General features: G+C 68.0%; 8 protein-coding genes and 1 tRNA gene. 8 read left to right on the forward strand and 1 reads right to left on the reverse strand.

Annotation, left to right across the window (positions count from 1 at the left end; translation table 11 throughout):
- Nucleotides 1-27: 27 nt before the first annotated feature.
- From ACH4K4_RS13280 to ACH4K4_RS13290, 3 genes are all read left to right on the forward strand, one after another.
- A complete protein-coding gene (locus tag ACH4K4_RS13280; protein WP_398167028.1) occupies nt 28-3396 on the forward strand; it encodes a type ISP restriction/modification enzyme in 3369 nt (1122 codons plus the stop codon).
- Between the two features lie 307 nt (nt 3397-3703).
- Nucleotides 3704-4213, forward strand: a complete 510-nt coding sequence (locus tag ACH4K4_RS13285; RefSeq protein WP_398167029.1) for a DUF2397 family protein — start codon at nt 3704-3706, stop codon at nt 4211-4213.
- Nucleotides 4214-4505: 292 nt separating this feature from the next.
- Nucleotides 4506-5729, forward strand: a complete 1224-nt coding sequence (locus ACH4K4_RS13290; protein WP_398167030.1) for a hypothetical protein — start codon at nt 4506-4508, stop codon at nt 5727-5729.
- Nucleotides 5730-6089: 360 nt separating this feature from the next.
- On the opposite strand, the gene ACH4K4_RS13295 is transcribed toward ACH4K4_RS13290, so the two are convergent.
- Nucleotides 6090-6161 (reverse strand) — tRNA-Arg (locus tag ACH4K4_RS13295).
- A 198-nt stretch (nt 6162-6359) separates the two neighbouring features.
- Between ACH4K4_RS13295 and ACH4K4_RS13300 the strand changes: the two genes are divergently transcribed.
- The 5 genes from ACH4K4_RS13300 to thrC all read left to right on the forward strand — a co-directional run bounded on the left by ACH4K4_RS13300 (nt 6360) and on the right by thrC (nt 12292).
- Nucleotides 6360-6938, forward strand: a complete 579-nt coding sequence (locus tag ACH4K4_RS13300; RefSeq protein ID WP_398167031.1) for a response regulator — start codon at nt 6360-6362, stop codon at nt 6936-6938.
- A gap of 82 nt (nt 6939-7020) precedes the next feature.
- Entirely contained in the window at nt 7021-8178 is a 1158-nt protein-coding gene (gene nrtL / locus ACH4K4_RS13305) for an ArgS-related anticodon-binding protein NrtL (RefSeq protein ID WP_398167032.1), read from the forward strand.
- Nucleotides 8179-8307: 129 nt separating this feature from the next.
- Complete coding sequence (lysA, locus tag ACH4K4_RS13310) at nt 8308-9699, forward strand: diaminopimelate decarboxylase (RefSeq protein ID WP_398167034.1); 1392 nt, start codon at nt 8308-8310, stop codon at nt 9697-9699.
- 179 nt (nt 9700-9878) lie between these two features.
- Nucleotides 9879-11207: a homoserine dehydrogenase gene (locus ACH4K4_RS13315; RefSeq protein WP_398167035.1), complete on the forward strand. Its 1329-nt coding sequence runs from the start codon at nt 9879-9881 to the stop codon at nt 11205-11207.
- 8 nt (nt 11208-11215) lie between these two features.
- A complete protein-coding gene (gene thrC / locus ACH4K4_RS13320) occupies nt 11216-12292 on the forward strand; it encodes a threonine synthase (RefSeq protein WP_398167037.1) in 1077 nt (358 codons plus the stop codon).
- Nucleotides 12293-12452: the final 160 nt, after the last annotated feature.

The raw sequence follows: 12452 nt of genomic DNA on the forward strand, positions 1-12452 counted from the left end.
GACACGGAGGCGTCCATCAGCCTGCCGGTGGCGAAGCTGGTGGAGGCATTCGGGTCGCGCTGGAAGCTGAGTCCTCGCCTTCATCCTGAGTATCCCTTGCCCGAGGCCCGGGTGCGTCCGGATTACGCGGTGGAGACATCGGGGCGCATTACCGGATTCCTCGAGCTGAAGGCCCCTGGCCACGACGTCACGCCCGAGGGCTTCACGAAGAGGGACCGGGAGCAGTGGGAGCTGATGCGTCGGCTGCCCAACGTGCTGTACAGCAATGGTCACACCTGGTGCCTGTACCGAAGCGGTTCGCGGCCTCTCCGCACGGTTCGACTCGTAGGTGATCTGTACCGGTCCGGCAACCGGTTGCGTACCAGTGGAGCCGACGGAGCGACGTTCCAGGATCTGCTGCGGGATTTTCTCGGGTGGCAGCCTCATCGCATCACCACGGTTGGCCAGTTGGTGTCGTCTATCGCTCCGCTGTGCCAGTACCTGCGAGAGGAGGTGCTGGAGCAGCTCGTCCTCGAACGCAGAACGCCAGACGGTCTTCGCAGCCGGCGGCGGGCGCCTAAGCCTTTCACCGCCTTGGCGCACCACTGGAGCAAGGTGCTCTTCCCGTCAACCGATGGGCAAGACCCCGACCATCTCTTCGCCGACCGTTACACCCAGACGATCGCCTTCGCCCTACTGCTGGCCCGTATCGAGAACGTACCGCTCGCCGACCGCAGCTTCGTTGACGTTGCACGTGAGTTGAAGGTCGAGAACATGGTGATGGGTCGCGCCCTGCAGTTGCTGACGGAGACGGTGGACGCCGAGTTCTCCCGCCGAATCGATACGCTCGTGCAGGTCATTGACGCTGTCGACTGGGAGGCGATCCGAGCCCGGACGCCCGACGCCCACGTTCATCTCTACGAGGACTTTCTCCAGGAATACGACCGCGAGCTCCGTAAACGCTCCGGCACGTACTACACCCCGCCCCGTCTGGTGAAGGAGATGGTTCGCTTCACCCACGCCGTCCTGCGCACTCGCCTGGGCTGTGCGGAGGGTTTCGCGGACGAGCAGGTGACGATCGTCGACCCCGCCATGGGCACCGGCACATTTCTCAGTGAGATCATCGACAGGGTCGCCGAAGAACGCTCCCGCCGAGGGGAGGGTTTCCGCGGCGAAGCGGTGGAACAGCTGGCGGGCCGGCTGATCGGCTTCGAGCGTCAGATGGCCGCCTATGCGGTTGCCCAGATGAGGATCGTCCAGACCCTCCGCAAGCAGGTCACCGACACTCAACTCGGTGATCTACGGCTCCATCTCGCCGACACCCTCGCAGACCCCTACGAGAGGGCCACGCTCTTCACGTTCCTGCCTGATGGTGATCCTCTGGTCGAGAACACCCGCAAGGCGGACTGGATCAAGCGCGAGCAGAAGGTCACCGTCATGATTAGCAACCCGCCGGACCGGGAGAGAGCTGAGGGGGAGGGCGGCTGGGTGGAGAAAGGCCGCCAGGGAGACGGCAAAACACCTCTACTTGATGCCTTTCGCCTCGGTGGCAGAAACGGAGTGCACGAGAACAAGCTCAAGAACCTGTACGTCTACTTCTGGCGCTGGGCTACCTTCAAGGTCTTCGAGCAGCACCGTTCCGAGTCGGACCGCGGAATCGTCGCCTTCATCAGTACCGCGGGCTTTCTCAGCGGGCCCGGTTTCCGAGGGATGAGGAAGTACCTGCGTGAGACTTGTTCCGAGGGCTGGATCATCGATCTCAGCCCGGAGGGTATCCAGCCACCTCTGCGGACACGCCTCTTCGAAGGTGTTCAGCAGCAACTGACCATCGCCGTGTTTGTCCGCAGCAGGGACGACACCGAACCTGCCCACATCAGATACGTCGCCCTGGACGGCAGCACTCGTGAGGAGAAGTACGCGCAGCTCGAGGCTCTCGGGCCGGACAGTGACCAGTGGCGCCCGGTGCGTCAGGACGCCCATGCTCCGTTCACACCTGCGGCCCTCGGAGCATGGGATACATATCCCGCATTGGATGATCTGCTGCCGTGGACAGTGCCCGGCATTTTACCCAAGCGGACGTGGGTCTACTCTTCGGATCCCGATACGCTGCGCTCCCGGTGGCGGAGGTTGACTGCCGAGACGGACCTGGCCGAGAAGCGTGCCTTGTTCAGGGAGACCAAAGGCGGCCGCACCATCGACCGGCCGGTCAAGCCGCTCCCGGGCTCGGCACAGCGAAGGCGGTCGATGCTGGAGGCAGGCCCCGAGTGTCCGGAACCGGTGCCTGTGGCCTTTCGTCCTTTCGATCGACAGTGGATCATCCCGGACAACAGGGTCCTCGACAGATGCTCGCCGGAGCTGTGGGAGAACCGGGCCAAGGGCCAGATACACATCGTGGAGCTCCACTCCGAACGGTTCGGTGACGGCCCCGCCACGCTGTTCACCGCGCTGATGCCGGACATGCATCACTTCGCCGGCTGGGGTGGTGGCAGGGTGCTCCCCTTCCTGCAGAAGGACGGCACTCCCAATGTGGCCCCCGGCCTTCTCCAGCACCTTCAAAACTCCTTCGGCGGTCTGGCTGTCTCCGGCGAGGACTTGCTCGCGTACATCGCCGCGATCACGGCTCACCCCGGCTTCCGGTCCCGCTTCGATGACGAACTCACCACCATCGGTGTCCGCGTACCCCTCACCGGCGACGCCACGCTGTGGTCGGAGGCGCTGCACATCGGGCGGAAGGTGATCTGGGCCTCCACCTTCGGAGAGAGGCTCGTGGACCCGGTGATGGGGAGGCCCGGCGGGCCCCAGGAAGTCTGGACGACCGCAGAGCCGGCGATCACATACCAGAGACAGGTCGGCAGAGACGAACTACCCGAGAGTTTCGCCTACGATCCCGACCGTCTGGAACTCCACTTCGGCCAGGGCGTTTTCGGGTCCGTGACTCAACAAATGCGGGATTACCAGGTCAGCGGACAGAACGTTCTCGACGGCTGGTTGAAACGCAGGACGGGACCGCCGTCCCGCAGAGCCGTCAGTCAGCTGGACCACATCCGGCCCGACCGGTGGCACCCCGCCTGGAGCAAAGAACTCCAGTACGTGCTGGCCGTCCTGTGGCATCTGGTCGAGTTGCAGTCGGTTCAGAACGAGCTGCTCGACAGCGTTCTCATGGCACCGCTGGTCAGCATCGCTGAGTTGCAACGCCGGAACGTCCTGCCGGTCCCGGACACCGCCCGTCGTTCCGCCCCCGCCCCACTGCAGACCGACCTCATCCCCGGGACTGAGGGAATCGAGGCGCGCGAGCCGCATGCCGTAAGGCCACTCGCCGCAGAGAGGAGCTCTCCGACCGACTCTCCCACGCGGCCACGGAGGAAACGGAATTCCGGCGCCAAGCAGTCGTCCCGCAGAAAGCGACAAGATCCGTAGAGTTCTTGTTAAGGGTGACGCGTCTGCCGCACCAGCGGTACTGACCGACTCATGGACTGGTCCCTGCTCCTGCACGGAGACGAGGAGCAAATCATGTTCGCCGTCGAGTCTGAGCGCGCCTTGCCAGGGGCCCCGGTTCTCGCCGGTTGAATCCGCTGTTCTGTGCCTCGCTCCTGAACATCGGTGCCTCCCTTTACGGGGGATCCGGGTGCCGCCGAGGCAGCGGGGAGGGGCGATAGGCGTGCGCAGGGTGCCACCGGGGATGTTTCGGTTCACAACGATAGAGAGGCCCGGTCTGTACGGGGCGGTGCTGGACGCCTTCGGCGTGGCCGTTGAACACCAGGAGAAGACGCTAGGGCTCGACTCGATGCGAGAACGGCTGCGCCGGGTCGGCTGGGTGGCGGCAATCGAGGATGAGGATCTGTATGAGGCGCTCAGGAATCTCGTGCAGTGGGAGCTCCTGGATGTGGTGCACACCCACGCGGAGAACTACCGCACAGCCGAGGGGTACAAACGACGCGACCTTCAGTATTCGCTGACCCGCCGAGGCGAGGTCGCTCTCGCTGGAGTGCGCCACGCGCTTGAGGTTGTCGCCTCCAAAGATGCGCTGCAGACGGCCGTACTGAGAGGTGATCGTCGGCCGGCTCGACGAACTGTGTTTGCTCTCGCTAACCCAGCGTCGGCCGATTGGCGGGCCTTCAGCACGCTGCGGGAGCTGGAGGGGTATCTGGACGCTCTGATGGAGAACACCAAGGCGTTCAACGGCGAGCTGCAGCGCCTCCTGCGCGCCGAGGGCGCGGACCTGGAGGGCGTCTGATCACCTCGTGGATGAGTTGCCTCGGGGCGGTCTCCTTGACCATGCGGTTTTTGTAGGCTTTCTTGAGCGATTTCCGGTCCTTAGGCACGACGGATCGCTCGCAAGGTGAGTGGGGTCAGAGCCTGCTGCTTTGCTGCTGCCTCTTCACATGTGGCCAGGTCTCCACCACCGCGTCATCGGGCTCAAGCACCCGACGCGCGGGCATTTGGCACGAGCAGCTGTTGCGGACTGAGGGTTTCCCGCATAGCGGGCAATCCTCACCGGTGTGGTGCCATCGATTAGTGTCGGTGCCATGTCTGTGCCAGAGACCGGAACGCTGTCTGTCGTGCTGGGCCGTTGTATCGAGGCGGGTACACCACTGGGCCCCTTCGAGGGCATGTATTTCTCGGGCTACACCGCGGTTTCCGATACCGGACTCCTTCACGCTGTCGAAGAATGTCCGCAGCTGCGCAAGGCATCCGGCATGCGGGTTGTCGACTTCGCCCTTGACGCTTCTTCGTTGGCGCGGCTCTGCACGAACTGGAGCTGCCGCTGGGCGGTGCCCGATGACGGACGCTGGCCGGTTTTTCTCGACGCGCTCGACGCGGTTGCGCGGCTGAGGCCCGACGACGAGGAGACGGGCGAGGGCCGTCCGGGGGAAGCAGAGATCTCTGAGGCGGCGTGTCTGCTATCGCGGGGTGAATACCCGCAGGACGAGGATGATGAGGCTGAGTGGGGGCGCTATGAGCAGGCCAGGGCGCTCAGGGATGATCTGCTGGCCTTGTGGCGGGACACGCAGAATCGGCTGATCGCGGCTGGTGAGGGGCTGGTGGCGTGCCCCTGGCTGCGTCCCTGGGCTGAGATCAAGTTGGCGGAACTCGCGGAGCGCGCCGAGCAGCAGAGGCATCGGTGGGCGGGGATCTGCGCTCCCCGGGCGCTCGCCGACGGAGCGGCGATCTCCACCATGTCCGCACCTGTGTTGACGCCGGATATCGCCTTCGAAGTCTTCGGCAGCGAAGCGCCTGAGGTGCTGGGGAAGGTATGGCGAGCGTGGTGTGCTCGTGCCAGGTGGGATGGCAAGCCGCTTGTCGATGCCGCGTCGGCAGCCCTTGGGGAACTGCACGCGGCTCTTGGGCGCCGCAGAAAGGGCCGGGAGGAGGCCGAGGAGTCGCTGGCGAAGCTGACTACTGACTGGGCTCAGCGCACCCGCCTCGCTGCGGTCGAGCAGTCGGCCGGACATCCGTGGCGTCTGATCGCGGTGCGGATACCTGCGCGGGGTCGGGCACCGCACGGAGGGGCCGTGTGCGAGCCGCTGACGCTGTGGGAGTTGGCGGTCGTCGCGGTGTACCAGGTCGCCGTGGACTGGGTTCGGGGTACTGCCGCCCTGTGGGTTCCCCAGGGCATCGGCGACCAGCTCCTCGCGGCAGAGAGCTCGATGAAGGCCGTCGACCTGATCGAGGGTGCGGAGAATTGGGCGGCACCGGCTTCCGTGCTCTTGGCGACGTGGGACCCGGACGGGCGCAGCGCAGTGTCTTGAGTTGGCTAGTTGGCTGCTCTCTGGCAGCTGCGGCGTTCGTGAAAGGCACACGGTCCGTGCTCCGTTGCACCAAGCGGCAAGCCTGTCAGGGAAGTAGCAGGTCAGCGGGACGCGAGCTCGGCGTTCAAGGGCTCTGACTGGGCCGACGCAGCCTTTCGTCCCACGTATAGCCCGCACATGTTCTCGCTGCTTTGCATGCGGGACGAAAACCCTGTGGCTCTTCCGCGCTGGCGTAGCAAAGTGCCTGGTCAGCGGCCTGATGCACGTCAAATGCACATGGTCGAGTAGGCCGTGTGTGTTTTGGCATGCACAAGAAAGGCCCTGACCGGCATTTCTGCAGGTCAGGGCCTTAATTTCCGGTGCCCCCGGCAGGATTCGAACCTGCGCACACGGCTCCGGAGGCCGTTGCTCTATCCCCTGAGCTACGGGGGCGTGTCTGCTGCTCTCGCGGCGACGGGTAGAACACTACCAGCTCTGACGGGGTGTTCATGAACGGGTTGGGGGAGGGGGGCGTAGCGCATGTGGGGGTGGGGGTTCCGGTGGTCGGGGAAAGGTCCCTCGCACGGGGCGGAAGTGGGCAAAACCCGGACGCAGTCGGAGGCGCGCGCCTAGTCTCAGGGTGTGCCTGGCGTGTCCGGCCGGGTCCTTGTCGTCGACGACAACAAGGTCATCCGGCAGTTGATCAGGGTCAACCTGGAGCTTGAGGGCTTCGAGGTCGTGACCGCGGCTGATGGTGCCGAGTGCCTGGAGATCGTCCATCGGGTGGCGCCGGACGTGGTGACGCTCGATGTGGTGATGCCCCGGCTCGACGGGGTGCAGACGGCGGCCCGGCTGCGGGCCGATCCGCGGACGCGGGAGATTCCTCTCGCCATCGTCAGTGCCTGCACGCAGACGGAGGTGGAGAGCGGGCAGGCGGTGGGGGTGGACGCGTTTTTGGCGAAGCCGTTCGAGCCGATGGATCTGGTGCGTATCGTGCGGCGGCTGATGAGCCGGGGCGGGGAAGGGTGTAGGGAGAGAGAAGGGGGAGGGGCGGGGGAAGAGGTCGGGGTTGGGGGGAGGGGCGCAGGGGAGAGAGGTGCAGGAGAGAGGGGTGTGAGCGAGGGGGAGGGTGAGGGGTTGTTTGGTGGGGATGGTTGTGGGGGTGGGGGTAGGGGTGGGAGTGCTGATGTTGAAGGGGGGTCGGAGGCTGCGGTTCGGCCTGCGGGGTGAGGGGGTAGGGGGTGGGGCGCGGGGTGTCCGGTGGGTGAAACCGGGTGGCGGGTAGGGGTTGCTTCTCCCATACGCTTGGGGCGTGACCCCCGCTGAGCTCTCCCGCGCCGTGTTGTGTTCCGTGCGCGGCGCTGTGGAGGACGGGGAACTCTCCGTGACCGTACCGGCGCGGGTCGTGGTGCGACCCCCGGTACGTGGTCAGGGAGGCGGCGAGGCCGACTTCGCGTGCAATGTGGCGCTCCAGGTCGCCAAGGAGGCCGGACGGCCGCCGCGTGAGGTGGCCGGGGTGCTGCGTGAGCGGTTGGCGGGGGTGTCCGGGATCGCCGGTGTGGAGGTTGCGGGGGCGGGGTTTTTGAACGTCACGCTGACGGAGGCGGCCTGGGTCGCGCTCGTACGGCGTGTGCTGAGGGAGGGGCGGGGATACGGGCACGCCGCCGGCTCCCAGGGCCGGGAGAACAGCCGGGCCAAGGGCCAGGAGAGGGACCGTGCCATGGCCCAGGAACCGGTGGTGTTGCGTGCCGCCGCCGGGGTGCGGGCCGCTGTCACGGTTGAGGCGTTGGAGCGGATTCTGCCCGCGGCGGGAGTTGTGGGGAGCGTCCAGAAGGACGTGGCGCCGGACGAGGCGCAGCGCGTGGCTGTGGAGTATGGCGGGGAGGAGATTCGGCCCCGGCCCGTGAAGGTTCTCTCCCGGCCGGCCCCGCTGTCCCCCGCGAGCCTTGTCCGCCAAGAATGGCGCGTACTGGCCGACCGCCTCGGCCCCGACGAAGTCCGCTGGGCCCTGCTGCACCCCGCGCAGGCGGACGCCGTGCGGCTTCCCGAGAGGCCGGTGCAGCGGGAGAGCAATGGGCGGTTTCGGGTGCAGTACGCGTATGCGCGTACGTGTGCGATGACGCGCAATGCCCGGGAGCTGGGGTTCACGGCCGAGCCGGGGGAGCCGGGAGAGGTGGGGGAGTCGGGAGGTGAGCGTTCCGCCTTGCGGGCGCTTTACGCCGCTCTTGCCGAGTACCCCGCGGTCGTCGAGGCCGCCGCGCGGTACCGGGCGCCCGACCGGATCGCGCGGCATCTGGAAGTGACCGCCGACGCCTGGCTGCGATGTCATGACGTGTGGCCGCCGCTGCCCGTCGGGGAGGAGAAACCCTCGGCCGTGCACCGCGCCCGGCTGGCCCTCGCCGAAGCCGCCGGAACGGTGCTCGCCAACGGCCTGCACCTGCTCGGCATCTCCACGCCCGAACGTCTGTGACCGCCCGAACGTCTGTGACCGCGTGACCGTCCGCGAGCACCCGAACGTGATCCACCCGACGGCGCCGGACCGCGACAACGCCGTACGCGGGACGACGCCGCACCCGTACTTGAGGGGAACACACACGCCATGAGCCGCTCCGCCCACCCCGCAGGCCCCCGGCACGGTGACGTGCTGCCCGAGGGGCACTACGCCGCTCCGCCGGCCGACCTGAACGGCATCGACCCGCGGGTGTGGTCCCGTACGGTCGAGCGCAACGCCGACGGGGTCGTCACCGTCGGCGGGATCGACGTCGCCACGCTCGCCGAGGAATTCGGCACGCCCGGCTACTTCCTGGACGAGGACGACTTCCGGGCCCGGTGCCGGGCCTGGAAGGACGCGTTCGGGGAGGGGGCGGACGTCTTCTACGCCGGGAAGGCGTTCCTCTCGCGGGCCGTGGTGAGGTGGCTGGCGGAGGAGGGGATGAACCTCGATGTGTGCAGTGGCGGGGAGCTGGCCACCGCGCTGGCGGCCGGGATGCCGGCCGAGCGGATCGCGCTGCACGGGAACAACAAGAGCATCGAGGAGATCACCCGGGCCGTGGAGGCCGGGGTCGGGCGGATCGTGCTGGACTCGTTCCAGGAGATCGTGCGGGTGGCGCATGTCGCGGACCGGCTGGGGAAGCGGCAGCGGGTGCAGGTGCGGGTGACGGTCGGTGTCGAGGCGCACACCCACGAGTTCATCGCGACCGCGCACGAGGACCAGAAGTTCGGGATCGCGCTGGCCGGCGGGCAGGCCGCCGAGGCCGTGCGGCGGATCCTGAAGCTGGACGGGCTGGAGCTGACCGGCATCCACTCGCACATCGGGTCGCAGATCTTCGACATGGCCGGGTTCGAGGTGTCCGCGCGGCGCGTGGTGCAGCTGCTGACCGAGGTGCGCGACGAGCACGGGGTCGAGCTCCCGGAGATCGACCTGGGGGGCGGGCTCGGCATCGCGTACACCTCGGACGACGACCCGCGCGAACCGCACGAGATCGCCAAGGCGCTGGGCGACATCGTGACGCGCGAGTGCGAGGCGGCCGGACTGGCGGTGCCGCGGCTCTCCGTGGAGCCGGGGCGCGCCATCGTCGGACCGACCGCCTTTACCCTTTACGAGGTCGGCACGGTCAAGGAGCTGGACGGACTGCGCACGTACGTCTCCGTCGACGGCGGGATGTCGGACAACATCCGTACGGCGCTGTACGACGCGGAGTACAGCGTCGCGCTGGTCTCCCGCACCTCCGAGGCCCCGCCGATGCTCTCGCGTGTGGTCGGCAAGCACTGCGAGAGCGGCGACATCGTCGTACGGGACGCGTTCCTGCCCGCCGATATCGCCCCGGGCGACCTGCTCGCCGTGCCCGCGACCGGTGCGTACTGCCGGTCGATGGCGAGCAACTACAACCACGCGCTGCGGCCGCCGGTGGTCGCGGTGCGCGGTGGCGAAGGACGGGTCATCGTCCGGCGCGAGACGGAGGAGGACCTGCTCCGTCTCGACGTCGGATAGCACGGGTGCACGAGTGAGGGGCGGGGCGCCGGGGCCCCGTCTTTCCGGTGGGTGTCGCCGAGCCTGCCGGGTGACCGACAATTGTGGAACAGATGTCTCGGCATCCGGACCGGGGGCCGAATCCCCGGTCCGGTGGGTGAGACTGGGGCATTACCGAGGATGAAAGCGAAAGAGGTCGAATGATGCGTACGCGTCCGCTGAAGGTGGCGCTGCTGGGCTGTGGAGTGGTCGGCTCAGAGGTGGCGCGCATCATGACGACGCACGCCGACGACCTCGCGGCACGCATCGGTGCGCCCGTCGAGCTGGCCGGGATCGCGGTGCGGCGGCCGGACCGGGTGCGCGCCGGGGTGCCCGCCGAGCTGATCACCACCGACGCCACGGAGCTGGTCAAACGTGACGACATCGACGTGGTCGTCGAGGTCATCGGCGGTATCGAGCCCGCCCGTACGCTGATCACCACCGCTTTCGAGCACGGCGCGAGCGTGGTGTCGGCCAACAAGGCGCTGGTCGCCGCCGACGGCGCGGCGCTGCACGCGGCGGCCGAGGCCAACGGCGCCGACCTGTACTACGAGGCCGCCGTGGCCGGCGCGATCCCGCTGGTCAGGCCGCTGCGCGAGTCGCTGGCCGGCGACAAGGTCAACCGGGTGATCGGCATCGTCAACGGGACGACCAATTTCATCCTGGACAAGATGGACAGCACGGGGGCGGGTTACTCGGAGGCGCTGGACGAGGCCACGGCTCTGGGGTACGCGGAGGCCGACCCGACGGCGGATGTCGAGGGCTTCGACGCGGCCGCCAAGGCCGCCATCCTGGCCGGTATCGCCTTCCATACCCGGGTGACCATCGACGACGTGCACCGCGAGGGGCTGACCGAGGTCACCGCGTCCGACATCGCCTCCGCCAAGCGCATGGGCTGCACGGTCAAGCTGCTGGCGATCTGCGAGCGGGCCGCCGACGGTGCCTCCGTGACGGCACGCGTGCACCCCGCCATGATTCCGCTGACGCATCCGCTGGCCTCCGTGCGCGAGGCGTACAACGCGGTCTTCGTCGAGTCCGAGGCCGCCGGGCAGCTCATGTTCTACGGTCCCGGCGCCGGCGGTTCGCCGACCGCCTCCGCGGTCCTCGGCGACCTGGTGGCGGTCTGCCGCAACAAGCTGGCCGAGACCACCGGACCCGGCGAGTCCGCTTACACGCAGCTGCCCGTGGGCCCCATGGGCGACGTCGTCACCCGGTACCACATCAGCCTGGACGTGGCCGACAAGCCCGGTGTCCTCGCCCAGGTCGCCATGGTCTTCGCCGAGCACGGCGTGTCCATCGACACGGTTCGCCAGCAGAGCAAGGACGGGGGGACCTCCCGCTCGGGCGAAGCCGAGACCGGGGGAGAGGCGTCCCTCGTCGTCGTCACCCACCGGGCGGCCGACGCCGCCCTGTCGTCGACCGTCGGCGCGCTGCGCGACCTGGACACCGTCCGGGGCGTCGCCAGCATCATGCGGGTCGAAGGGGAGTAAAGGAACCCATGTCTGCCATTTCCACCGCGAGCCGTCAGTGGCGCGGAATCATCGAGGAGTACCGCGACCGGCTGCCGGTCGGCGCTTCGACCGAGGTCGTCACGTTGCGTGAGGGCGGTACGCCGCTGGTGCCCGCCCAGGTGCTCTCCGAGCGCACGGGCTGTGAGGTGCATCTCAAGGTAGAGGGCGCCAACCCCACCGGGTCCTTCAAGGACCGTGGCATGACCATGGCCATCACCCGGGCCAAGGAGGAGGGCGCCAAGGCGGTCATCTGCGCCTCCACCGGCAACACCTCCGCCTCGGCCGCCGCGTACGCCGTACGGGCCGGGATGGTCTGCGCCGTGCTCGTCCCGCAGGGCAAGATCGCGCTCGGCAAGATGGGCCAGGCGCTGGTGCACGGCGCGAAGATCCTCCAGGTCGACGGCAATTTCGACGACTGCCTGACGCTGGCCCGCGGCCTCTCCGAGAAGTACCCGGTCGCACTTGTGAACTCCGTCAACCCGGTCAGGATCGAGGGCCAGAAGACCGCCGCCTTCGAGATCGTCGACATGCTGGACGACGCGCCGGACATCCATGTGCTGCCCGTCGGCAACGCCGGCAACATCACGGCGTACTGGAAGGGCTACCAGGAGTACGCCGCCGACGGCATCGCCTCGCGCACCCCGCGCATGTGGGGTTTCCAGGCGTCCGGCAGCGCGCCGATCGTACGTGGCGAGGTTGTCAAGGATCCGCACACGATCGCGACCGCCATCCGTATCGGCAACCCCGCCTCCTGGCAGTTCGCCGAGCGCGCCCGGGACGAGTCCGGCGGCTTCATCGACGAGGTGACGGACCGTCAAATCCTGGCGGCCTACCGTCTGCTGGCCTCCCGGGAAGGCGTCTTCGTGGAGCCCGCCTCGGCCGCCTCGGTGGCCGGCCTGCTCAAGGCGGCCGACGAGGGCAAGGTCGACCCCGGGCAGCGGATCGTCTGCACGGTCACCGGCAACGGCCTGAAGGACCCGGACTGGGCCGTCGCGGGCGCCCCGCAGCCGGTCACGGTCCCGGTCGACGCCGACGCCGCGGCCGAGCGCCTCGGTCTGGCGTAGCGCGGCGGCGCGCCCGGCCGTACCCGTACGGCCGGGCGCGTGTCCCCGCGCCGAACGGCGCGCGAAAAGGGGTTACGCGACCGGCGGGAACCCCGTAACCTCGGATAGAGCAAACCCTGCAAAGGCTGCAAAGGCGGCCGTGGACGGCCGGCGGCGTGCG

This window comes from Streptomyces sp. NPDC017529, assembly GCF_044329785.1.
GTDB lineage: Bacteria > Actinomycetota > Actinomycetes > Streptomycetales > Streptomycetaceae > Streptomyces.